Below are 23523 nucleotides of genomic sequence, written 5' to 3'. Positions count from 1 at the left end.
GCAGATGCCCGCGAGGGCCAGGGATGACGGCCGATGGCCGTCACTCCGCCGCGACCGCTTTCGCCGCCGCCCGCTCGCGCGCGCGCAGGAGGACCTGCTTGTAGTCGCGCGGCGTCACCTTCACGAAGCTCTGCAGCGCATTGTCCCAATCCTCCAGAAGCGCACGCGCCTGCGCGCTGCCGGTATGGAGATGATGGCGTTCGACGAGGATGCGCAGCCGTTCGGCGTCGAAGCGCAGCACGTCGCCCATGCCGTTGTCCTCGACGTCGGTCGCGCGCTGGCGCGGCCGCCCGGCCTCGTCACCCTCGTCCGACGCCGGCCCGACCTTCTCCAGGTCGACCATCGCGGGATTGCACAGATCCTTGAAGCGGGCCCTCGGATCGTAGACGTAGGCGATGCCGCCGGACATGCCGGCCGCAAAGTTGCGGCCCGTATCGCCCAGCACGACCACCACGCCGCCGGTCATGTACTCGCAACCATGGTCGCCCGTGCCCTCGACGACGCAGACCGCGCCCGAGTTGCGGACGGCGAAGCGCTCGCCCGCCACGCCTTCGAAGTAAGCCTCGCCGCCAATGGCGCCGTAGAGAACGGTGTTGCCGACGATGATGTTCTTCAGGGGATCACGCGCGCAATCCTTCGGCTGGCGCACGACGACCCTGCCACCCGACAGGCCCTTGCCGACATAGTCGTTGCCGTCGCCCGACAGTTCGAGCGACACGCCGCGAGCCAGGAAGGCGCCGAAGCTCTGGCCGGCCGTGCCGGTGAGCCGCACGGAGATCGTGTCCTCGGGCAGTCCGGCATGGCCGGTACGCTTGGCGACCTCGCCCGACAGCATGGCCCCGACGGTGCGGTTCACGTTGGTGACCGGAAGCTCGATCTGTACCGGCTCGCCCCTCTCGAGCGCCGGCCGCGCCGCCTCCATGAGCTTGTGGTCCAGCGCCTTGTCGAGACCATGGTCCTGCCGCTCGGCGTTCCAGATCGCGACACCGAGGCGCGCCGGCGCCTGGTAGAGCAGCTTCGACAGGTCGACGCCGCCCGCCTTCCAGTGGTCGATGGCCTTGCGCATGTCGAGCCGGTCGACGTGGCCGATCATCTCGTTCAGCGTGCGGAAGCCCAGCCGCGCCATGATCTCGCGCAATTCCTCGGCCACGAAGAAGAAGTAATTGATGACGTGCTCGGGCTGGCCGGTGAAGCGCTTGCGCAGCACCGGATCCTGCGTCGCCACGCCCACCGGACAGGTGTTGAGGTGGCATTTGCGCATCATGATGCAGCCGGCCGCGATCAGCGGTGCGGTGGCGAAGCCGAACTCGTCGGCGCCCAGCAGCGCGCCGATGGCGACGTCGCGGCCGGTGCGCAAGCCGCCGTCGACCTGCACGGCGATGCGGCCGCGCAATCCGTTCAGCACCAGCGTCTGCTGCGTCTCGGCGAGGCCGATTTCCCACGGCGAGCCGGCATGGGTGAGCGAGGTGAGCGGCGACGCGCCGGTACCGCCCTCGTAGCCGGAGATCGTCACATGGTCGGCGCGCGCCTTGCTGACGCCCGCGGCGACCGTGCCGACGCCGACCTCGGAGACGAGCTTCACCGAGACTCGGGCCGCGGTGTTCACGTTCTTGAGGTCGTGGATGAGCTGCGCCAGATCCTCGATTGAATAGATGTCGTGATGCGGCGGCGGCGAGATCAGGCCGACGCCGGCCGTCGAGCGGCGCACGCGGGCGATGTTCTCGTCGACCTTGTGGCCGGGCAGCTGGCCGCCCTCGCCGGGCTTGGCGCCCTGCGCCATCTTGATCTGGATGTCGTCGGCATTGACCAGATACTCGGCCGTGACCCCGAAGCGTCCGGACGCGACCTGCTTGATGGCCGAGCGCATCGAATCGCCATTGGCCATCCGCTTGAAGCGATCGGCCTCCTCGCCGCCCTCGCCGGTGTTCGACTTGCCGCCGATCCGGTTCATGGCGATGGCGAGCGTGGTGTGCGCCTCGCGGCTGATCGAGCCGAAGCTCATCGCGCCGGTGGCAAAGCGCTTCACGATGTTGGCGGCCGGCTCGACCTCATCGACCGGAATGGGCTTGTCCGCCCACTTGAACTGCATCAGGCCGCGGATCGTCAGCAGCCGCTCGTTCTGCTCGTTGATCGAGGTCGCAAAGGCCTTGTAGTCGTCCGACGAGTTGCCCCGCACTGCATGCTGCAGGCGTGACACGCTCTCGGGCGTCCAGGCATGGTCCTCGCCACGCAGCCGGAAGGCATAGTCGCCGCCGACATCGAGCATGGTGCGATAGACCGGATTGTCGCCATAGGCGTTGCGATGACGGCGCACCGTCTCCTCGGCGATCTCCTGCCAGCCCGCGCCCTCGATCGTGGTGGCGGTGCCGGTGAAGTACTTCTCGACGAAGCCCGAGTGGAGACCAACCGCGTCGAATATCTGCGCGCCGCAATAGGACTGGTAGGTCGAGATGCCCATCTTGGACATGACCTTGAGCAGGCCCTTGCCGATCGCCTTGATGAAGTTCTTCTGAACCTCATAGGGCTTCAACGGCAGGCCGTTCTGGACGCGCAGCGTCTCCAGCGTCTCGAAGGCGAGATAGGGATTCACCGCCTCGGCGCCGTAGCCGGCCAAGCAGCAGAAGTGATGAACCTCGCGCGCCTCGCCGGTCTCGACCACGAGGCCGGTCTGGGTGCGCAGGCCGCGACGGATCAGGCTGTGGTGCACGGCGGCGGTGGCCAGCAGCGCCGGGATCGGCACGCGCTCGGCCGACATCGCGCGATCCGACAGGATCAGGATGTTGCGGTCGGCCAGCACAAGGTCGGTCGCCTCGGCACAGACCCGGTCCAGCGCCTTCTCGAGTCCGGCCGCACCTTCGGAGGCGAGCCAGGTCGTGTCGATGGTGGCGGTGCGGAACGAGCCGTCGAGCAGGTCCTCGATCGAGCGGATCTTCTCCAGTTCGGCATTGGTCAGCACCGGCTGGGCCACTTCGAGTCGCTTGTGCATGCCGGCATGGCGGCCGAGCAGGTTCGGACGCGGGCCGATCATCGAGACCAGCGACATCACCAGCTCTTCGCGGATCGGATCGATCGGCGGGTTGGTGACCTGCGCGAAGTTCTGCTTGAAGTAGTTGTAGAGCAGCTTCGGCTTCTTCGAGAGCACGGCGATGGGCGTGTCGGTGCCCATCGAACCGATCGGGTCGTCGGCCACGCTGGCCATCGGCTCGAGGAAGAACTGGATGTCCTCCTGCGTGTAGCCGAAGGCCTGCTGGCGATCGAGCAGGGTCGAGGGATCGTTCGACGCGACCGGCGACGGCGCATCGGGGATCTCCGACAGCTCTTCGAGCTTGTGCTGCGTCTCGCGCAGCCACTCCTCGTAGGGCTCGGCCTCGGCCAGGGTGCGCTTCAGCTCCTCGTCCTCGACGATGCGGCCCTGTTCGAGGTCGATCAGCAGCATCTTGCCGGGCTGCAGGCGCCACTTGCGCACGATCTTCTCGTCGGGGATCGGCAGCACGCCCGACTCCGACGACATCACCACGAGATCGTCCTCGGTGATGAGGAAGCGCGCCGGCCGCAGGCCGTTGCGGTCGAGCGTGGCGCCGATCTGGCGGCCGTCGGTGAAGGCGATCGAGGCCGGGCCGTCCCACGGCTCCATCAGCGCCGCGTGATATTCGTAGAACGCCTTGCGGCTGCCATCCATCAGCGGATTGCCGGCCCAGGCCTCCGGAATCAGCATCATCATGGCGTGACTCAGCGAATAGCCGCCGGCGACCAGCAGTTCGAGCGCATTGTCGAGGCAAGCCGTGTCCGACTGGCCGTGCGGGATGATCGGCCACATCTTGTCGAGGTCGGCGCCGATCAGGTCGGATTCCATCGTGCGCCGGCGGGCGTACATCCAGTTGACGTTGCCGCGGACCGTGTTGATCTCGCCGTTATGGGCGATGAAGCGGTAAGGGTGCGCCAGCTTCCACGACGGGAACGTGTTCGTGGAGAATCTCTGATGAACGAGGCAAAGCGCTGATTCGCAAAGAGGATTTCTCAGATCCTCATAGAAGCTCTCAACCTGGTGCGCGAGCAACAGGCCTTTGTAGACCACGGTGCGTGACGAGAAGGACGGCATGTAGAGCTGCGACAGGCCCGGCAGCTTGTGCTTCTTCTCGAGGTCCGACAGCGGGTTCTGCGTCTGCTTGCGGATCGCCAGGACCTTGCGCTCGAACGCGTCCTGGTCGGCGACTTTGGCGCCCCGGCCGACGATCGCCATGCGGATGACCGGCATCGATTCGATGACGGCCTTGCCGAGTCCCGTCAGGTCGGTCGGCACGTCGCGCCAGCCTACCAGCTTCTGATTTTCCACCTTAATAAAATGCTCGAAGCGCTTGATTGAAAACGCTCTTGCCTTTTCGTCCCGTGGCAGGAAGCACATCGCCACGGCGTAGTGGCCGGGCTCCGGCAGGTCGACGCCCTCCTTACGCGCCCAGTCGCGCAGCAACGCGTCCGGGATCTGGATCATCGCGCCCGCGCCGTCGCCCATCAGCGGATCGGCCCCGACGGCGCCGCGATGGTCGAGGTTGACCAGAATCTGCAGACCCTGGCGCACGATGGCGTGCGTTCTCCGGCCCTTGATGTCGGCCACGAAGCCCACGCCGCACGAATCGTGTTCGTTGCGTGGGTCGTACAGTCCCTGCTTCTCAGGCAATCCCATGATCAATCCTGCTGGCGCGCGAGCTGGCCCAGCATCCCCCCGGATGCGTTTGCTTAATCCGGGCATTATTAGCCCGGTCGCCCCTGCAAACGAAAGCCCTCGTTACGCCACAAATGCAGACGCGAGGAAGTTACTGCATGCGTTTGAAATTCAACGATATTTCCGTCGGATTGCTGACAACCTCGATGTCGCCGGTCCGCAGGATGGAGGCGAGCGTGGTGCGCAGGGCGGGCGCGAACGTGAGTTCCTCGCTGTTGGAAACCGGATGGCGGTCCGCCAGGCCGTCGAGCGTTCGCCGGTACTTCAAGACCTTGAAGCGGCACCCACTCAGCTCGAGGGTCCCGGCTTCGAGTAATTCCAGGGTCATCCTGGCCGCCAGCTGGAGCTTTCCATCGGCGCGCTTCATGTCGGCGCTGTAGCTCACGGGCCTGCCGCGCGCGAGATAGACCGTGGGACCGATCGAATAGCTCCATTTGCGCGGGTCGGTGGGCTCGGTCGAATAGAACGCATCCACCGGGAACAGAGAGTTGGCGCCGCGGGTCCTGAGATAGATCGCCGGCGACTCAACAGTGAAGGTGGTGACCTCCCCGCCCTTTCGGAACACCTGCATCTGCTGGAGTCGCGTCGTGGGCGCCTCACCCGTCCGCCGAGTAGTGACCTCGGAGGCAAGGGCGAAGGGAATGTCGGTGTCGGTGAGGGCCGCGCAATCGAGTGCGAACAGGCTTCCCGGCCACGAAGCGATGGCCATGAAGATTGGCAAGGACGGGAAGAGGCGCATGTGCCGCATCCTAGCCGTCGTTCTCCATGCATTGAAGACATCGCGCCCATGGCCTAATTTGCCCGCCGTACGTGGGCAGCGTTCATTGCCCGGGGGAGAGACTGAGCTGATGTCGGAACGTTCGATCGGTCGCTGGACGACCCTGCTCGCGGCTCCCGCGCTGGCTGCCTCCCTCGGTGCCTGCACCGGGCCCGGCGCGAGTCAGGCCTATACCGGCCCCGGCTGGTACATCGAAAAGTCCTACATCATCGTCGGCGGTGGCCCCAGGGTGTTCGGCGGGCCCTTCACCTACGAGAAGTGCGAGGAAGAGCGCATCAAGATGGGGCCGATCACCTCGCCCGAGATGCTCTGCGTGAACCATCCCGGCCCGCCGAAGAAATACGGCCTGTACTGAGCTGCAGCGCACCGCTAACCGATCGCCATCAGGCTGGCGTTGCCGCCCGCCGCGGCGGTGTTGACGCTGAGCGACACCTCATCGAACAGGAGCGCGCGCGAATAGGGCGCGACATGGACCGGGACGATGCGGCCCGGCCGGTCGGCCAGGCGATGGGCGAGATCGATCAGGTCACTTTCGCTGCCGGAGAACAGGACGGCGGCGATGTCATCCGCCTCGCCCGACGCAACGCGGTTGCCGGTCGCCCGCACCAGCTCGCGCTGTGCCGTGAGTTCGGCCGGATCCGACGCAACGCACAGGATCGCGCCCTTGGACCGAAGGGCGTAACCGTTGCGCTCGCCGACCGGGCCGACAAGTTCGCCCGTCGCCACCTCGGCTGCCGGTCCGCTCGCCAGCAGGCGACCGACATAGAGCGGCCCGCCCGCCTTCGGTCCCGTGCCCGACAGGCCATGCCCGCCGAAGGGCTGCACGCCGACGACGGCGCCGATCATGTTGCGGTTGACGTACTGGTTGCCGGCAGCGCTGGCCGCCGTCGCCCGCTCGATCGTCTCGTCGATGCGGCTGTGCACGCCGAAAGTCAGGCCAAAGCCGGTCGCGTTCACCGCGCGGATCACCTCCTCCACTGCCTCGCGGGGATAGCGCAGGACGTGGAGCACCGGCCCGAAGACTTCGCCCGGCAGGTCCACGATCGAGCCGATCTCGATCAGGGTTGGCGGCACGAACGTCCCGCGCGCCGCTTCGTCGGGAAGCGCCACCTGGTGGACGCGATGGCCGGCCGCGCGCATGCGCTCTACATGGTCGAGCAGGCGCTTCTGCGCCTCGGTCGAGATGACGGGACCGACATCGACCGAAAGCCGGTCCGGATTGCCGATCCCCAGCTCCGCCATCGCCCCCTCGAGCATCGGCACGACCTTGTCCGCGATGTCGTCCTGCAGGCACAGCACGCGCAGCGCCGAGCAGCGCTGGCCGGCCGAGTCGAAAGCCGACGTGAGCGCGTCGATCACGAGTTGCTCGGGCAGCGCCGAGGAATCCGCCACCAGCGCGTTCTGGCCGCCGGTCTCGGCGATCAGCGGCACGGGCCGGCCATCGGCGCCGAGACGTCGCGCTAGGCTGCGATTGATCGATTGCGCCGCCTCGGTCGAGCCGGTGAAGACCACGCCTGCCACGGCGGCGTTGGCGACCAGCCGCTTGCCGATCTCGCCATCGCCCGGCAGGAACTGCAGCACGGCACGCGGGACACCCGCCTCGTGCAGCAGCTCGACCGCGAGGGCAGCGATCAGCGGCGTCTCTTCCGCGGGCTTGGCGATCACCCCATTGCCCGCCGCCAGCGCGCCCGCAACCTGTCCGGTGAAGATCGAGAGTGGGAAGTTCCACGGGCTGATACAGGCGACGACGCCCAGTGGCCGGTGGGCCTCGTTGTCGAAGCCCTCGATGCAAACCGCGTAGTAGCGCAGGAAATCGACGGCTTCCCTCACCTCGCCGACGGCATTGCCCAGCGTCTTGCCGGCCTCACGCACGATGGGGCCCAGCAGCTTCTCCGTACGGGCTTCCATCAGATCGGCCGCCCGGCGCAGGGTCGCGGCGCGACCGGCGGGCGCCGCCGACCACGGCTCGGCCTTGGCACAGGCTTCGTCGACGAGGTCCGGCGTCGCTTCGATGACGGTGCCGACCAGATCGTTCTTGTCCGCGGGATTGCACACCTCTCGTTCGATGCCGTCGCACGGACCATCGACCAGCACCGGCGTCGTCGACAAAGGAGTCGGCGCGCCGGCCACCAGCTCGCGCGCCAGCGCAGCGAGCACACTTTCGTTGACCAGATCTAGGCCGCGGGAATTGGCCCGGGTCGGCCCGAACAGGTCGCGCGGCAACTTGATGAGCGGATGCGGCGCGCCGATCGGCGAGAGCCTGCGGGCGCGTTCGACCGGATCGGCGAGCAGGCTGTCGATCGCCACCTCGGGATCAGCGACCTGGTTCACGAAGGAGGTGTTGGCGCCGTTCTCCAGCAGGCGGCGGACGAGATACGCCAGCAACGTCTCGTGCGTGCCGACCGGGGCGTAGATGCGGCACGGGCGGTTGAGCTTCTCCCGTCCGACCACCTCCTCATAGAGCGGTTCTCCCATGCCATGCAGACACTGGAATTCGTACTGGCCGGCGTAGAAATTCTCGCCGGCCATGGCGTGAATGGAGGCCAGGGTCAGCGCATTGTGCGTGGCGAATTGTGGGAAGGCCGCATCGGGCGCCGCCAGCAGCTTGCGGGCGCAGGCGAGATAGGAAACGTCGGTGTGGATCTTGCGCGTGAAGACCGGGAAATCCTCCAGCCCGTCGACCTGCGCGCGCTTGATCTCGCTGTCCCAGTAGGCGCCCTTGACCAGCCGGATCATCAGCCGATGGCGGCTGCGGCGACCGAGGTCGATGAGATGGTCGATCACGAAGGCGGCGCGCTTCTTGTAGGCCTGCACGACGAAGCCGATGCCGTTCCAGCCTTCGAGCGCGGGCTCGAAGCAGAGCCGCTCCAGCAGGTCGAGCGAGATTTCCAGCCGGTCCGCCTCCTCCGCATCGATGTTCACGCCGATGTCGTAGCGGCGCGCGAGCACGGCGAGGTCGCGCAGGCGCGGATAGAGTTCGGCGTGGACGCGCTCGACCTGCGAGCGGCTGTAGCGCGGATGCAGCGCCGAGAGTTTCAGCGAGATGCCGGGGCCCTCGTAGATGCCCCGCCCTGCCGAGGCGCGGCCGATGGCGTGGATCGCCCGCTCGTAGGCCAGGCGGTAATGCTCGGCCTGGGCCGCGGTGATCGCCGCCTCGCCCAGCATGTCATAGGAATAGCGGAAGCCCTCTGCCTCGAAGCGGCGGCCATTGGCCAGCGCCTCGCCGATCGTCTGGCCGGCGACGAACTGCTCGCCCATCAGGCGCATGGCAATGTTCACGCCGCCGCGGATCAGCGGCTCGCCGCCCTTCGCGATCAGCCGCGTCAGCGCGGCCGACAGGCCGGTCTCGCTGCTGGTCGCTGTCAATCGGCCAGTCAGCATCAGGCCCCAGGTCGCGGCGTTCACGAACAGCGACGGGCTGCGTCCGAGATGGGCGCGCCAGTCGCCGCCGCCGATCTTGTCGCGGATCAGCGCGTCGCGCGTCTCGTCGTCGGGAATGCGCAGCAGCGCCTCCGCGAGACACATCAGTGCCACGCCCTCCTGGCTGGAGAGTGCATATTCGTGGATCAGCCCCTCGACGCCGCCAGAGGGCACTTTGGCCCGCAGCGCCTCGACCAGACGCCGCGCCAGCGCGCGCGCCTTCGCGGTCGCGGCCGGGCTCAGGGTTGCGAGATCGAGCAGCGGCGGCACGCAGGCGGGCTCGGGCCGGCGATAGGCTGCGGTGATCGCGGCGCGCAACGGCGGCGGCGATCGCAGCGAGCGGGCGAAGGTTTCGAACGGCGCGGTCATTTTCCGCCTATTTGTAGGAAGACACCTCGATCAGGTTGCCGTCGGGATCTCGGCAATAGACCGAGACGATCGTGCCCATCGCCCCGCTCTTCTCACCCGGTCCCTGTTCGATCTCCACGCCGCAGCTCCTGAAATGGTCGGCCACCGCCTGCGGCGTCGACTGCGTCAGGAAACACAGATCGTCACTGCCCGGCGCCACCGTCCTGCCCGTGAACCATTGCTTCTGTGTGGCGGCCTCGGGCCGAAGATTGATCTTCTGGCGGCCGAAATGCATCGACGTGACGCGATGGCCGGGCCGGGGCTCGGTGTCCCTGCGCGTCATGCCCAGCAGGCGCTCATACCAGGCGGCCGCGACCTCTACGTCGCGCACGTTGATGACGATATGATCCAAGGCTTCGACGACGACAGACATGGCACGACCTCAAGCGTAAGAACCCAGAGTGAACCCGCCTCTTCCCTCCGTCCATCCACCCGCGCCGTGACCAGATCAATGGAGCCGCTTCCCGTCGACGAGGCATTGCCGCGGTTGCGCGCCACCCTGGAAGAGCGCAACGCTGCGGTGCTTGTGGCACCACCGGGCGCCGGCAAGACGACGCGCGTGCCGCTGGCGCTGCTCGACGCATCCTGGCTCGGCGCGCGCAAGATCGTCATGCAGGAGCCGCGACGACTGGCCGCGCGCGCCGCCGCGCGCCGCATGGCCGCGAGCCTGGGCGAAGCGGTCGGCGAGACCGTGGGATATCGCGTGCGCTTCGACACCAAGGTCGGGCCTCGCACCCGCATCGAGGTCGTCACCGATGGATTGTTCCTGCGCCTGCTGCAGGACGATCCATCGCTCGAGTCGATTGGCTGCGTGATCTTCGACGAGTTGCACGAACGCGGCCTCGAAACCGACCTGTCCTTTGCCCTTGTATGCGAGGCGCAGGCCGCGCTGCGCGAGGATCTGCGGGTGGTGGCCATGTCGGCGACGCTCGATCCCGGCCCGGTATCGGCGCGGCTGGGCGGGGCGTCCGTGATCGAGAGCGCCGGCCGCATGTTCCCCGTCGACACGCGCTATCTCGACCGGGAAGCCGCGGGCCGCGTCGAAGACAATGTCGCCGCTGCCGTCCGCCGCGCACTCACCGAGGAAAGCGGCAGTGCGCTCGTGTTCCTGCCGGGCGTCGGCGAGATCCGCCGCGTCGAGGAACGGCTGCACGGCATCGGCGCCAACGTCGACGTGGCGCCGCTCTATGGCGACCTGTCGCCTGCCGACCAGGACCGCGCCATCGCGCCGTCGCCGCCGGGCCGGCGTAAAATCGTGCTGGCGACCTCGATCGCCGAGACCAGCCTCACCATCGAAGGCGTGCGCATCGTGATCGACAGCGGCCAGATGCGCGTGCCGAAGTTCTCGCCCCGCTCGGGCATGACGCGGCTCGAAACCGTGCGTGTCAGCCAGGCCTCCGCAGACCAGCGGCGCGGCCGCGCCGGACGCCTCGAACCCGGCATCTGCTATCGCCTGTGGCCGGAACAGGCACAGCGCGGGCTGCTGCCCTTCACGCCGCCCGAGATCCTCGATGCCGACCTGGCGCCGCTGGCGCTCGAACTCGCCGCCTGGGGCACCAGCGATGCCGCGAGCCTGCCCTGGCTGACGCCGCCGCCCGCCGCTTCGCTCGCCACGGCGCGCGTGCTGCTGGCCGATCTCGGCGCCATCGATGCCCAGGGCGCGATCACGGCCCATGGCCGCGCGATGGCGCGCCTCGGCCAGCATCCCCGCATCGCCCATCTCGTGCTCAAGGGCCGAGCGTTGGGACAGGGCAAGATCGCCGCGCTGCTCGCCGCGATCCTTGGCGAACGCGATTTCCTGCGCCTGCCGCCGGGCCAGCGCGACGCCGATCTGCGACACCGGGTCGATATCGCGCTGAGCGGTCGACGCGACGGCACCTTGCGGCTGATCCAGGAAGCGGCGCGGCGCCTGATGCCACGCGGCGGCGACGAGGAACGCGCCGATATCGCCATGACGGGTCCCCTGCTGGCGCTGGCCTATCCCGACCGGATCGGCCGACGCCGCCCCGGCACGGCCGGGCGCTACCTCCTGTCGGGCGGCCGCGGTGCCGCGCTGCCCGAAGGCGATCCGATGGCCAACGAGGAATTCCTGGTGGTCGCCGATCTCGACGGCTCGGCACAGGAATCGCGCATCTTCCTCGCCGCCCCGATCACGGTCGCGGAGATCGAGGAGCTTTACGCCGATCGCATCGTCGACGAGCAGCTCGTGCAGTGGAGCGCGCGCGACGGCGCGGTGCTGGCGCGACGTCGCCGCCGGCTGGGCGCGCTCGCGCTGGAGGACAAGCCGCTCGGCCGACCCGATCCCGACAAGGTGCTGGCCGCAATGCTCGACGGCGTGCGGCAACTCGGGCTCGGCGCCCTGCCCTGGACCGACGATCTCGTGCGCTGGCGCGAGCGCATCGGCTTCCTGCGCCGCCATGCCGGCGAGGACTGGCCCGATCTTTCGGATGCAGCCTTGCTCGCCTCGCTCGCCGACTGGCTCGGCCCCTATCTCGAAGGCGTCTCGCGCCGGGACCATCTCGCGCGCATCGACCTAACGGCGGCACTGAAGGCCCTGGTGCCCTGGGAGAAGCAGCGCGAGGTCGAACGGCTGGTGCCGACCCATGTCGAGGTGCCGAGCGGATCGCGGGTGGCGATCGACTATGCCAATCCCGACGAGCCGACGCTGTCGGTGCGCCTGCAGGAGATGTTCGGCCTCACCGAGACGCCGCGCATCGCCGGCGGCAAGGTGCCGCTCACCATTCACCTGCTCTCGCCCGCGCGCCGGCCGGTCCAGGTGACGCGCGATCTCGCGAGCTTCTGGGCCAATGGTTACAAGGCCGTGAAATCCGAACTGAAGGGCCGCTACCCGCGCCACTACTGGCCCGACGATCCGCTCATCGCCGAACCGACGGCAAGGGCGCGTCCCAGACCGCGCTGAGCGTTAGCGGGTCTCGATCAGGGACGACAGCAGACGCCGCATCAGCGGCATCAGGAACAGCATGGTCGGGAAGGCGACCATCCAGGACGCCATCCACGATTCCATCCAGCGCGCGGTCATGCCCGGTTCCAGGCCGATCGCCCGGAAGGTGGCGATGCCGGAGACGATGAAGGTCATGACGAAGGTCAGCGCCAGCGGCATGGCGAGATGCATCGTTCGGGCGGGGAGTTTCTTCACGGCGGGCCGGACAATATGGTACGGGCTTGGGCCTCGTCCATCCCCGTTGCGGAACCCTCCCCCATGTCCCTCGCCCTCCCGTTCCAGACCGCCAAGCAGCTCGCCGCTGCGGTCCGGAAGAAGAAGATCGGCTGCCTCGAACTGCTCGACCTCTACCTGAAGCGGGTCGAGGCCTATAACCCCGAGCTCAACGCCATCATCGCGACCGATATCGAAGGCGCCCGCAAGCGCGCCAAGGCGGCCGACCGCGCGATCAAGGCCGGCAAGAAGCTCGGGCCGCTGCACGGCGTGCCGATGACCATCAAGGAGTCCTTCGACGTCGCGGGCTTGCCCACGACCTGGGGCGATCCCGCCTTCAAGGACACGGTCGCGACGCAGAATTCGCTGGTCACCCAGCGCATGATGGACGCCGGCGTCACCCTGTTCGGCAAGACCAACGTGCCGCTGAACCTCGCCGACTGGCAGAGCTACAATGAGGTCTACGGCTCGACCAACAATCCGTGGGATCTCGGCCGGACGCCGGGCGGCTCCTCGGGCGGGTCGGGCGCGGCGCTGGCCGCCGGTCTCACCGGTATCGAGGCCGGCAGCGACATCGGCGCCTCGATCCGCAATCCCGCCCACTATTGCGGCGTGTGGGGCCACAAGCCGAGCTGGGGCGTCGTCTCGCCGAAGGGCCATGCCCTGGCGGGGGCGGTTGCCTACGGCGATATCGGCGTCGTGGGTCCGCTGGCCCGCGGTGCGGAGGATCTGGAGATTGCGCTGACGGCGATGGCGGGTCCCGATGCGATCGACGGCCGCGGCTGGACGCTCACTTTGCCGCGCTCGAAGAAGACCACGCTGCGCGACTTCAAGGTGGCGGTGCTGCTGACCGACCCGAACGCCGAAGTCGACGATTCTGTGCAGGAGCAGATTTCCAAGCTCGCCTCGTTCCTCGCCAAGAACAAGGTCAAGGTGAGCGACAAGGCGCGACCGGAAATCGACACGGTCGAGCTGAACGACGTCTACATCCGCCTGCTGCGCGCGGCGACCTCGGGCCGCATGAGCGACGCGGTGCACGAGCAGGCCGTCAAGGACGCGGCCAGCCTGCCGGCCGACGACATGAGCTACTTCGCGCAGATGCAGCGGGGCAACTCGCTGTCGCATCGTGCCTGGCTGGGGCTGAACGAGAAGCGCCACAGGATGCGGCTCGCCTGGGACGCCTTCTTCCAGGACTATGACCTGATGCTGTGCCCGGTCGCGGTGACGGCGGCCTTCCCGCACGACCAGGCGGGCCTGCGCCACAAGCGCACGATCGTCGTGAACAACAAGCAGGTGCCGGTGGTCGACCAGATCTTCTGGGCCGGCTACTCGGGTGTCACCTGGCTGCCCTCGACGGCAGCCCCGATCGGCCAGAGCAAGGAAGGCCTGCCGATCGGCGTGCAGATCATCGGCCGGCAGTATGGCGACTACGAGTGCATCCAGTTCGCCAAGCTGCTCGAGAAGGAATATCGCGGCTTCGTGCCGCCGCCGGCCTACAGCTGAGCTCAGGAGCCAGAATGTCCAAGGATATAGACCTCAAGAAGCACATTCGCTCGATCCCCGACTTTCCCAAGCCGGGTATCCTCTTCTACGACATCTCGACGCTGCTGGCGCATGCCAAGGCTTGGCATACGGCCATCGAGCGGCTGGCCGACCTGATCCGACCGCACAAGCCCGACATGCTGGCGGGCATCGAATCGCGCGGCTTCCTGCTGGCCGCGCCGCTCGCGCTGGCGCTCGGCACCGGCTTCGTGATGATGCGCAAGCAGGGCAAGCTGCCCGGCACGACGGTGCGTCACACCTACGCGCTGGAATATGGAACCGACACGATCGAGATCCAGCAGGACGCCGTGCACAAGGGCGCGCGCGTCGTGCTGGTCGACGACCTGCTGGCGACCGGCGGCACCATGGCCGCCGCCGTGAACCTGCTCGAAACCGTCGGCGCCGTGGTGCCGGCAACGGCGGTCATCATCGAACTCACCTTCCTCGAAGGCCGCAAGAGGCTGACACCGCCGGTCGAAACGCTGCTGCAGTACGACAGCTAGAGTCCTCATCCTTCGAGACGCGGTCCTGCGGACCGCTCCTCAGGGTGAGGCATTGTTGTCCGACATGCTTTCCGCCTCGTCGCCAAACCGGCTACGATGACGGTCGGAGGAAATGCATGTTCTCAGTGTCCGAGTGCTTCTCTGAAACCTATGCCGAGGCGCGCGCGAAGTTCTGTGGCGCCGCCGCCGAAGCCGGCGGTTCCCTCCGCTCCTGGCTGAATCCGAAGGCGCGCGGGCCGAACGGCGAAAGGCTGTTCCTCGATACGGCGCGCTTCGGGGCGGCCGATGCCAAGAACATGCTGGTGCTGATTGCCGGCACGCACGGTGTCGAGGGCCATTGCGGTTCGGGCGCCGAGATCGCGTGGCTGCGTTCGGGCGGGCCTTCGAAATTGCCGCCCGACACGGGAGCGCTGCTGATCCATGCGCTCAATCCCTACGGATTCGCGTGGACGCGCCGCGTCACCGAGGACAATGTCGATCTCAACCGCAACTTCGTCGATCACGACAAGGGCTATCCGAAGAACGACGGCTATCTCGAGATCGCCGACGCGGTCCTGCCGCTCGAGTGGAACGACGCGAGTGCGGCCGAAACCGGACGCGTGTTCGAAGCCTTTGCCCAGAAGCACGGCGCCTTCGGGCTGCAGAGCGCGATCAGCGGCGGCCAGTACACGCACCCTGACGGGATCTTCTTCGGCGGCACCATGCCCGGCTGGAGCAACCGCACGATCCGCGCCGTCGCGCGCGAGGAGCTGTCGCAGGCGAAGCGCGTCGGCATCATCGATTTCCATACCGGCCTCGGCCCGTTCGGCCATGGCGAACTGATCTGCGCGGTGTCACCTGCCGCCAAGTCGTTCACCCGCGCCAAGGCCTGGTATGGCGACGAGATGACTTCGCCGGAAAGCGGCACCTCGACCTCGGCAGTCGTCGTGGGTGTCATGACCGACGCCTTCCCGCAGGAGCTGCCCGATGCCGAGGTGACGCCGGTCGCGCTGGAATACGGCACCTATACGGTCCCGGAAGTGCTGAACGCGGTACGCGCCGACAACTGGCTACATCATCGCGGCGACCTCGGCTCGCCGCAGGGCCGCGCCCTCAAGGCCGACATGAAGGAGCGTTTCTTCCCGGCCGGCGACAAATGGCGGGAGATGGTCTGGGCGCGCGCCGACCAGACGATCGGCTGGGCCCTCAAGGGGATGACCGGGGGATGAGTCTCGCCGTGCCGAGCGAGGATACCGCCCGGCTGCGGCTGCAGAAGGTGTTGCAGCAGACCCCTCTGTTCGCCGACCTCGCCCCCGAAGCCCTGGCAGCCGTCGAGCATCAGTTGACCTTGCTGGTGCTGCCCGGCGGCGCGCCGCTGTTCCGCCAGGGCGAGCCGGCCGACGCCGTCTATGTCGTGACGAGCGGCTCGCTCGGCGTCTTTCGTCATTACGAGGCCGGCGATTCCCGCGAGCCCGTGCTGATCGCCGAAATCCCGCCGGGCAATCTCGTCGGCGAGATGTCGCTGCTGTCGCAGGGCAAGCGCACGCGCAGCGTCGCGGCGCTCCGCGACAGCGAGGTCTGGCGGCTGCCCCAGACCAGCTTCCACGCCCTCACCTCGAACCATCCCGAGGTCCTGCCGGCGCTGATGCGCAGCGTCGTGGCGCGCAATGCGCAGGACGCGGCAGGCGCGCGCCGCCAGCCGCGCACCTTCGCGCTGCTGCCGAGCGGCCCCGACGTTCCCTCGGCGCGCTTCGCCGTGATGCTGGCCAACGCGCTCGGCCGCATCGGCACCCAGGTGCAGATGTTGGGATCGGAATCGCTCGACCAGGAACCGGAATGGTTCGCGCGCTGCGAGATGGAATCGTCGTTCGTCCTCTACCGCGCCGATCCGACCCTGACGCCGTGGACCGAGCTCTGCCTGCGCCAGGCCGATTGCCTGGTCGTGATCCGCAATGCCGACAACGACGCACCCACCAAGGTACCCTTCGAGATCGAGACGGCGCAGAGCGGCGCGGTGTTCCATCGGCGCCGCGAGCTGGTGCTGCTGCACGAGGGTCACGACCCCAAGGCCGGTTCCACCGCGCCGCTGCTGGCGGGCGGTCTCTACGGCAACCACCATCACGTGCGCCTCGACATCCATGCCGACATCGACCGCCTGGCGCGCACCCTGACCGGTCATGCGGTGGGCGTCGTCATGGCCGGCGGCGGCGCGCGCGCCTTCACCCATATCGGCGTGGTCAAGGCGTTGCGCGAGTGCGGCGTGCCGATCGACCTGGTGGGCGGCACCAGCATGGGCGCCATCGTCGCGGCGGGCGTCGCCTCGCGCTGGAGCGACCAGGAGCTCGACGCGCGTTTCCGCCGCGCCTTCGTCGACAACAATCCGCTCAGTGACTACACGGTCCCGCTGATCTCGCTGTTTGCCGGACGCCGGGTCACGCGCCTCCTGCGCATGGCTTTCGGCGAGAAGGACATCGAGGACCTGATCCTCCCCTACTACTGCATGACCGCGAACCTCACGGCGTCCAAGGCCGACATCCATACGGTCGGGCGTCTGTGGCGGTGGTTGCGCGCGTCGGTGTCGATTCCCGGCGTCATGCCGCCCTTCAACGAGGCGGGCGAAGTTCATGTCGATGGCGGCGTCATCGACAATTTTCCCGTGCGCGCCATGCAGAGGTTGGGGCGCGGCGTGACCATCGGCGTCGACATCGACACCGGCGGCGCGCTGTCCGCCGGCGAGGGCGTCATGGAACCCTGGTCGGCCTGGCAGTTCTTCCGGCGCCTCGTCTGGAAGCGCAACGAAACGCTGCCCATCCCGTCGATCGTGCGCATCCTGCTGCGCTCCGCGCTGGTCGCCAGTACGTCGCGCGCGGCCGAGGATCGCGCGGCCGCCGAGCTGCTGATCGTGCCGCCGATGACCCATATCGACCTGCTCGACTGGACCAGTTTCGACGCGGCGATCGAACTCGGCTACCGCACCACGATGGAGGGGCTCGAGAAGGCGCGCACGCTGCCGGTCGGCGTGCGTCTCTTCGTATCGTGAGGACCCAACGGACAGGGGAAGGACACGTCATGGCGGACGAGGCGACGGCACGGCATCTCAAGACCCTGAAGCAACTCAACCATGACTACGTGCGCTCCGTCGCCGAAGCCGATGTCGAATGGTTCGACCGGCACCTGTCGGACGATTTCCACAACACCAATCCCGACGGCACCCTGATCGAGCGCGCCGCCTTCCTGGCGCAGATCGGCCGCGGCTCGGCGGTGAAGGACCTGCGCCAGCACGACGCGAAGATCCGCCTGCTGGGCGGCTTCGCCATCATCCATGCGCGGACCAGTTACACGAAGCCCGACGGCAGCCCGGGCGCCGGCTGGTACACCGACGACTGGCAGCTGCGGCCGGAGGGCTGGCGCTGCGTTTCGGCCCACGTCAGCCGTTCCTGAACGTGCGGCCGTCATGTCGTTGAACACGGCTGCGGACACATCGCCGGCCGCCTGGCGCGTCGTCTTCGCCTGCTTCGTGACGGCCGTATTCGCCTGGGGCTTCGGCTTCTATGCCCACGGCATCTATCTCGTCGAACTGCAGCGCGCCCGCGGCTGGTCGACGGGTTTCATCTCATCGGTCGTGACCGCGCACTATCTGCTGGGCGCCCTGCTGCTCCCGCGCATTGCCGAAGCGATCGGCCGATTCGGGCCGCGCACTGTATTCCTGGTGGGCCTGTCGACCAGTGCCGCGGCCTTGATGCTGCTCCCGTCTGTGACCGAACCTTGGCAGCTGATCGTACTCTACATCGTGATGGCACCCGGCTGGAACGCGACCAGCGTGGCGCCGATCGCCGCCACCGTCGGGCAATGGTTCGACCGCAAGCGCGGCCTCGCGCTCAATCTTGCGCTGAGCGGCGCCACCCTGGCGGGCCTGGTGGTCACGCCTGTTCTGTTGGCGGCGATTCCGGCGCTGGGTTTCGCGACGGCCGAACGACTGCTGGTAGCCGCCGGCATTATCCTAGCCGCGGGTACCGTCGCCTTGTTCGTTCGCAGGGGACCTCTGTCCGCCAGGCCGACGACGGTGCGGCTTAATCGGCTGGCGCCCCTGCGGGAGTGGCATTTCTGGAGCATCGCCGCGCCGTTCGCCATCGTGCTGACGTCCCAGGTCGGCTTCCTCACCCATCTCGTGCCGCTCGTGACGTCCCGCTCGGCCGCCAGCGGCGCCGTGATCGATCCGGCCCTCGCCGTCGGCATCAACGCCGTGACGGCGCTGGTTGGTCGGATCGTGCTGGGTCTGGTCATCGACCGCCTCGAACCACGCCGCGCCTCGGCGATCTGCTTCCTGGTGCAGGCCGGCGCCATCGCGGTACTGGAATTCGTCGAAACACCGCTTGCGGTCTACGGCGCCTGCGCCGCCTATGGGCTCGCGGTGGGCAATATCATCACCCTGTCGCCGATGATCGTGCAGCGTGAATTCACAGCCGATCGGTTCCCCGCGATCGTCGCCCTTTCCACGGCGGTCATGCAGACCCTCTACGCCTTCGGGCCCGGCCTGCTGGGCCTCCTGCGCGACGCCTCGGGCGGGTACGGCATACCACTGGCGGTCTGCATGGGCCTCAACCTCGCGGCCTCCGCCCTGATCCTGATGCGCGCGCGGCGCCCGGCCTAGGCCAGGAACTTCAGCCCGTTCACCACCTTGTCGATGGCCTTGCGCGGCCCATGCACGCCGATGCCGACGAAGTCCAGCGCATCGACCGGCGCCGCGGCCACGGCGGCGCGATTGTCGGCGTCGTTGGTCGTGGTGAACATCGGCTCGATGTAGATGGCGGGCACCAGCTCGCGCGACAGCGCCCGCTGGTGCGTCCGCCGCAGCTCCTCCAGGGTCGCGCCATAGACGAAGACCGGCTCGCGAATCAGGGCCGTGTAGGCCTGCCCGCTGCCGTCGCGATAGGCCTCGCCCATCATATGGGCGTGGGTGCCGGCGAGGCCGCCCGCCAGAAAGGCCGCGACATTGGCCACCTGCCAGGCAGCGAGATCCTTGCGCAGCACGAGAGCCGTCTTGGTTTCGTAGATCATGCCTCCGATATGGGGCATGGTGCCGCCACCGTCTTGAACGTTCGTGCATGACCCTCGACCAGATCCGCCTCGACCGACCGGCCGCCGGCCTGCAGCGCCTCGAAGGGCGCTTCGGCGGCCATGCCTATGACCTGCACCGGCACGAGACCTACGGGGTCGGCCTCACGCTCTACGGCGTGCAGCAGTTCCATTATCGTGGCAGCCTGCGGGCCAGCCGGGCGCGGCAGGTGCTGGTGCTCCATCCCGACGAGGCCCATGACGGCCATGCCGGCGAGGGCGGCGCCTTCGCCTATCGCATGCTGTACCTCGACCCCGCCTCCGTCTCTCAGGCACTGGACGGCGCCAGCCCGCCCCATGTCGCGGAAGCCGTCGCGCACGATCCGGCGACGGCGAGGGTCATCGAGGAAGCCTTCGTCGATTTCCCGCAGCCGCTCGAGCCGCTGGCGATCGATGCCACGATCGGCCGCCTCGCCGACCTGCTCGCACGGCGCGGCGATGGCGGCCCGCGCCGCGGACGCAGCAGCCTTGCGCTTCGCGCCGTTCGGCTGGCGCGCGACTTCCTGGTGGCCGAGTCCCATCGGGTCGTGGGCTCCGACGAGTTGGAGAGGGTGAGCGGGCTCGACCGCTTCACCCTCGCCCGCCATTTCCGATCCGTGCTCGGCACTTCGCCGCATCGTTACCAGGTCGGCCGGCGCCTGATGCGCGCCCAGGCCCTGATCGCCGAGGGCAGTCCCCTGTCCGACGCCGCGGCCGCCGCGGGCTTCGCCGATCAGAGCCATCTCACGCGACATTTCTCCGCCCGCTTCGGCGTCACGCCGGGCCGTTGGGCCGCGCTGTCGCGACGACGTTAGAGAGGATACCGGCCGTCGGCGTCGAGACTGTCGGACGACCACCAGCCGCGGCGCAGGCCCGCCAACGCGCCCGCCAACATACGCCGGACCGGCGGAATTAAGCAGGCACGATGCAGAATAAGGTCGCGCGGGATCGCGAGCAGATCGTGATGCGACTGGAAGAACGGCGTTAGCAGGTGGCTGGCGCTTCCATAGAACCGATTGGACGGTTCCCGCCGCGCGGCGAAACGCTCCAGCGCCTGGGGCACGTCGCCCGCCTCGGCGAGGCTGCGGCCCAGCGCATGGGCGTCGAGCAGGCCGAGATTGGCGCCCTGGCCGAGCTGCGGGCTGGTCCCGTGCGCGGCATCGCCGATGAACAGGACCGGCCCCTCGTTGCAGCGCGGCAGCGAGACATGCCGGTAGGTCGCGCGCGCGAAGGCGCCAGCATCCACCGCACGCTCGACGATGGGGGCTGCGTCCGGCCAGAGCGCCAGGGCGTCGCGCCGCAGCGCCGCGAGATCGAGCGGCCGGTCGGCCTCCAGATCGGACGTGGGCAGGCTCCAGAACAGGGTGAGCCGGTCGGACGCGATTGGAAGAAGGCCCAGCATCGCCGACGTGCCGAAGAAGCGCTGGCGCAGCAGGCCGGTGGCGCCGAAAGCATGGGCGTCGGGCACGGTCGCCCAGATGCAGCCCCACGGATAAACGGGCGCCTTGGCACGCGGGAAAACGCGTGGCCTCAGCGCGGAGTTCGTCCCATCCGCGACCACCAGGAGGTCGAAGGGACCATGCCGGCGGGCCTTGCGGTCAAGGGCGACCGCCCGGGCACCGTCGCGCTCGACGTCCACGATCTCGACGCCGGTGACCAGCCGCGCCCCCGCGGCGAGCGCCCGGCGGTGAAGCAGGTCGAACAGCGGCGACCGTCCGATGCCCAGCGCGAAGGCCGCCGGGTGCAGGTCGCCATAGGCGAGGTCGATGACCCGGACACCCCACTGGTTCTCACCCAGGATTCCGTCGATCCGCGCGCCGGCGGCGACCGCCTCCTGCTCGAGCCCCAGCGCGCGCAGGACCGAAAGGCCGGTGGGCTGCAGCAAAAGCCCGGCGCCGACCGCTTGCGGCTGCTCGAAGCGTTCCAGCAGAGTGACGACATGTCCGGCATCGGCAAGAAAGCCTGCCGCGGCCTGCCCGGCGATGCCGCAGCCCACGATACCGATCTCAAGAGACCCCAACGCCATCCACCCTCATAGTCCGGGTACCCCATACAACGAAAAAGGGTGGGCCACCCTTCGATCCGTTTGTCGTCGAGCGGCGCTCAGAGGCCGCCGTTCACCACGAGGCACTGTCCGCTGACATAATCGCTATCGGGGCTGCAGAAAAGATAAACCGAACCAGCCGCTTCCTCCGGCAGGCCGCCGCGACCGAGCGGGATCATCTGGTTCAGCGCGGCGAGACGGCCGCCCTGGACGCCGATCTTGACCGTGCGGCCCTGGACCTCGATCTCGCCGGACTCGCCCTGGGCCAGCGGCTTGGTGAGACGGGTCTGGATGTAGCCGAAGGCCACGGCGTTCACCGTGACGTCGTAGCGGCCGAACTCCTTGGCCAGGGTCTTGGTCAGGCCGACGATGCCCGCCTTGCCCGCCGAGTAGTTCGACTGGCCGGCATTGCCGTTGACGCCCGAGGTCGAGGAGATGTTCACGACCTTGCGCACGATGCGCTTGCCCTCGGCCCGCTCCTTCTCGACCGCATCCTTGAAGTGCAGCTGGAAGGCCCGCAGGATGCGGAACGGCGCGGTCAGGTGGACGTCGAGGATGGCATACCACTGCTCGTCGCTCATCTTCTGGATGACCGAGTCCCAAGTGTAGCCGGCATTGTTCACGACGACGTGACAATCGCCGAAAGCATCGACGGCGGTCTTGACGATGCGGTCGCCGAAGTCCGGCTTGGCAACGTCGCCGTTGCACGCGACCGCCTTGCCGCCCATCTTGATGATCTCGGCGACGGTCTCCTCCGCCGGCGCGTCGTCGATGTCGTTGATCACCACGCTCGCGCCGTCGCGCACCAGGCGCAGCGCGATCTCCTTGCCGATGCCGCGCCCCGAACCGGTGACGATCGCCACCTTGCCATCCATCTGACCCATGTCGTTCTCCCGCTGCCCTACGCTAATTCAGCGCGACCGTTGCGTTGCCCTGAAGCGTGTCCTGGCCGTTCTGGTTGGTGCACTTGATCTCGAGATCGACCAGCGTCTCGCCGTCCTTCTCGCGCTTGCCCGTGACCTTGCCGGAAACGGTGATGACGTCGCCCACCCAGGTGATCGAGGTGAAACGGGTGCCGAGGCCTCGGACCTGCTTCTGCGGGACCCAGGAGGTGACGAGGCGGCCGAGGAAGGCCATCGACAGCATGCCGTGGGCGAACACGTCCTTGAAACCGAACTTCTTGGCGAAGTCGAGATCGACATGGATCGGATTGTGGTCGCCGGAGCCACCGCAGTAGAGGGCGAGCTGGTGGCGGCTGATCGGCGGCAGCACCAGCGGCTTGAGTGCGTCGCCGACCTTGACGTCGGCAAATTTCGGAGCGGTCGCAGTTGCCATGAGTGCCTCCCTTACTTCTTCGCCGCGTCGGGGTTGCGAACGACGGTGACGCCGCGGCCCTTGGCCAGCTGCTTGCCCGCCTGGTCCTTCATCTCCATCTCCTGGACGACGAACCACAAGGCGCCGCCCTTCTTGTCGTAGATGTCGACGACCTTCTCCTGGCAGGTGACGACGTCGCCCACCACGACCGGTGCGTAGTATTCGAAGTGCTGCTCGCCGTGGAGGATCAGGCCGATATCGACGTTGAGCAGGCGCAGGAGCCCGCCCTTGTTGGGATCGTCGGCTTGCAGGGCGCGCAGGAAGGTGAGCGGCGCGGTGATGCCGCGATAGCCCGCCGCCTTGGCCGCGGCCTCGTCGGAATAGATCGGGTCTTCCTCGCCGATGGCCTTGCAGAACAGCTTGATCTTGCCCGCCTCGACGGTGGCGGTGAACGGCTCGAACTCGTGGCCGATGAGCTTCTTGTCGAGCTCCATGGATGTCTCCTCCTGATCCGATGCAAAGAAAAGCCCTCTCCCCGACTGCTAA

19 protein-coding genes are annotated in these 23523 nt (G+C 67.9%); 9 read left to right on the top strand and 10 right to left on the bottom strand.

The features are described from left to right. Window positions 1-40: 40 nt before the first annotated feature. On the bottom strand, window positions 41-4747 hold the full coding sequence (gltB, locus tag ACT6UX_RS06275) for a glutamate synthase large subunit (RefSeq protein WP_444774287.1): 4707 nt from the start codon (window positions 4745-4747) through the stop codon (window positions 41-43). A 64-nt stretch (window positions 4748-4811) separates the two neighbouring features. Further along, entirely contained in the window at window positions 4812-5459 is a 648-nt protein-coding gene (locus tag ACT6UX_RS06270) for a hypothetical protein (RefSeq protein WP_444774286.1), read from the bottom strand. A gap of 109 nt (window positions 5460-5568) precedes the next feature. Between ACT6UX_RS06270 and ACT6UX_RS06265 the strand changes: the two genes are divergently transcribed. Beyond that, the gene (locus ACT6UX_RS06265; RefSeq protein WP_444774285.1) at window positions 5569-5853 is read left to right on the top strand and encodes a hypothetical protein; all 285 of its coding nucleotides are present in this window, start codon (window positions 5569-5571) and stop codon (window positions 5851-5853) included. A 14-nt stretch (window positions 5854-5867) separates the two neighbouring features. Here the strand turns inward: ACT6UX_RS06265 and putA are convergent, their stop codons facing one another. Together putA and ACT6UX_RS06255 are read right to left on the bottom strand one after the other, a co-directional pair. Next, window positions 5868-9287, bottom strand: a complete 3420-nt coding sequence (putA, locus tag ACT6UX_RS06260) for a bifunctional proline dehydrogenase/L-glutamate gamma-semialdehyde dehydrogenase PutA (RefSeq protein WP_444774284.1) — start codon at window positions 9285-9287, stop codon at window positions 5868-5870. A gap of 7 nt (window positions 9288-9294) precedes the next feature. Then, window positions 9295-9699: a VOC family protein gene (locus tag ACT6UX_RS06255; protein ID WP_444774283.1), complete on the bottom strand. Its 405-nt coding sequence runs from the start codon at window positions 9697-9699 to the stop codon at window positions 9295-9297. 78 nt (window positions 9700-9777) lie between these two features. Between ACT6UX_RS06255 and hrpB the strand changes: the two genes are divergently transcribed. Beyond that, on the top strand, window positions 9778-12246 hold the full coding sequence (gene hrpB, locus ACT6UX_RS06250) for an ATP-dependent helicase HrpB (protein WP_444774282.1): 2469 nt from the start codon (window positions 9778-9780) through the stop codon (window positions 12244-12246). 3 nt (window positions 12247-12249) lie between these two features. Here the strand turns inward: hrpB and ACT6UX_RS06245 are convergent, their stop codons facing one another. Further along, window positions 12250-12483 carry a DUF2798 domain-containing protein gene (locus tag ACT6UX_RS06245; RefSeq protein ID WP_444774281.1) on the bottom strand — a complete coding sequence of 78 codons (234 nt, stop codon included), beginning with the start codon at window positions 12481-12483 and terminating at the stop codon, window positions 12250-12252. Window positions 12484-12546: 63 nt separating this feature from the next. Between ACT6UX_RS06245 and ACT6UX_RS06240 the strand changes: the two genes are divergently transcribed. The 6 genes from ACT6UX_RS06240 to ACT6UX_RS06215 all read left to right on the top strand — a co-directional run bounded on the left by ACT6UX_RS06240 (window position 12547) and on the right by ACT6UX_RS06215 (window position 19176). Next, window positions 12547-14004 (top strand): amidase, encoded by a 1458-nt coding sequence (locus ACT6UX_RS06240; protein ID WP_444774280.1) that lies wholly within the window; start codon window positions 12547-12549, stop codon window positions 14002-14004. Window positions 14005-14018: 14 nt separating this feature from the next. Continuing rightward, window positions 14019-14546, top strand: coding sequence for an adenine phosphoribosyltransferase (locus tag ACT6UX_RS06235; protein ID WP_444774279.1), 528 nt, complete (start codon window positions 14019-14021; stop codon window positions 14544-14546). 116 nt (window positions 14547-14662) lie between these two features. Then, window positions 14663-15754 carry a M14 family metallopeptidase gene (locus ACT6UX_RS06230; RefSeq protein WP_444774278.1) on the top strand — a complete coding sequence of 364 codons (1092 nt, stop codon included), beginning with the start codon at window positions 14663-14665 and terminating at the stop codon, window positions 15752-15754. Next, the gene (locus ACT6UX_RS06225; protein ID WP_444774277.1) at window positions 15751-17565 is read left to right on the top strand and encodes a patatin-like phospholipase family protein; all 1815 of its coding nucleotides are present in this window, start codon (window positions 15751-15753) and stop codon (window positions 17563-17565) included. The genes ACT6UX_RS06230 and ACT6UX_RS06225 overlap by 4 nt, the downstream gene beginning before the upstream one ends. A 29-nt stretch (window positions 17566-17594) precedes the next feature. Further along, window positions 17595-17966, top strand: coding sequence for a nuclear transport factor 2 family protein (locus ACT6UX_RS06220; RefSeq protein ID WP_444774276.1), 372 nt, complete (start codon window positions 17595-17597; stop codon window positions 17964-17966). Window positions 17967-17979: 13 nt separating this feature from the next. After that, the gene (locus ACT6UX_RS06215; protein ID WP_444774275.1) at window positions 17980-19176 is read left to right on the top strand and encodes an MFS transporter; all 1197 of its coding nucleotides are present in this window, start codon (window positions 17980-17982) and stop codon (window positions 19174-19176) included. Here the strand turns inward: ACT6UX_RS06215 and ACT6UX_RS06210 are convergent. Beyond that, window positions 19173-19601, bottom strand: coding sequence for a DUF2000 family protein (locus tag ACT6UX_RS06210; protein ID WP_444774274.1), 429 nt, complete (start codon window positions 19599-19601; stop codon window positions 19173-19175). The genes ACT6UX_RS06215 and ACT6UX_RS06210 overlap by 4 nt on opposite strands. A gap of 29 nt (window positions 19602-19630) precedes the next feature. Here ACT6UX_RS06210 and ACT6UX_RS06205 point away from each other — a divergent pair, with 29 nt between their 5' ends. Beyond that, entirely contained in the window at window positions 19631-20434 is an 804-nt protein-coding gene (locus tag ACT6UX_RS06205) for a helix-turn-helix domain-containing protein (RefSeq protein WP_444774273.1), read from the top strand. Here the strand turns inward: ACT6UX_RS06205 and ACT6UX_RS06200 are convergent. The 4 genes from ACT6UX_RS06200 to ACT6UX_RS06185 all read right to left on the bottom strand — a co-directional run bounded on the left by ACT6UX_RS06200 (window position 20431) and on the right by ACT6UX_RS06185 (window position 23471). Continuing rightward, window positions 20431-21645 (bottom strand): FAD-dependent oxidoreductase, encoded by a 1215-nt coding sequence (locus ACT6UX_RS06200; protein ID WP_444774272.1) that lies wholly within the window; start codon window positions 21643-21645, stop codon window positions 20431-20433. The two genes, ACT6UX_RS06205 and ACT6UX_RS06200, sit on opposite strands and share 4 nt — an antisense overlap. A gap of 77 nt (window positions 21646-21722) precedes the next feature. Beyond that, the gene (locus ACT6UX_RS06195) at window positions 21723-22547 is read right to left on the bottom strand and encodes an SDR family NAD(P)-dependent oxidoreductase (RefSeq protein ID WP_444774271.1); all 825 of its coding nucleotides are present in this window, start codon (window positions 22545-22547) and stop codon (window positions 21723-21725) included. A gap of 22 nt (window positions 22548-22569) precedes the next feature. Then, window positions 22570-22998, bottom strand: a complete 429-nt coding sequence (locus ACT6UX_RS06190; RefSeq protein WP_444774270.1) for a MaoC family dehydratase — start codon at window positions 22996-22998, stop codon at window positions 22570-22572. Window positions 22999-23009: 11 nt separating this feature from the next. Further along, window positions 23010-23471 (bottom strand): MaoC family dehydratase N-terminal domain-containing protein, encoded by a 462-nt coding sequence (locus tag ACT6UX_RS06185; protein WP_444774269.1) that lies wholly within the window; start codon window positions 23469-23471, stop codon window positions 23010-23012. Between the last annotated feature and the right edge of the window lie 52 nt (window positions 23472-23523).

Source organism: Reyranella sp., from assembly GCF_052439685.1.
GTDB lineage: Bacteria > Pseudomonadota > Alphaproteobacteria > Reyranellales > Reyranellaceae > Reyranella.
This window is presented reverse-complemented; position numbering and strand designations above follow the sequence as displayed.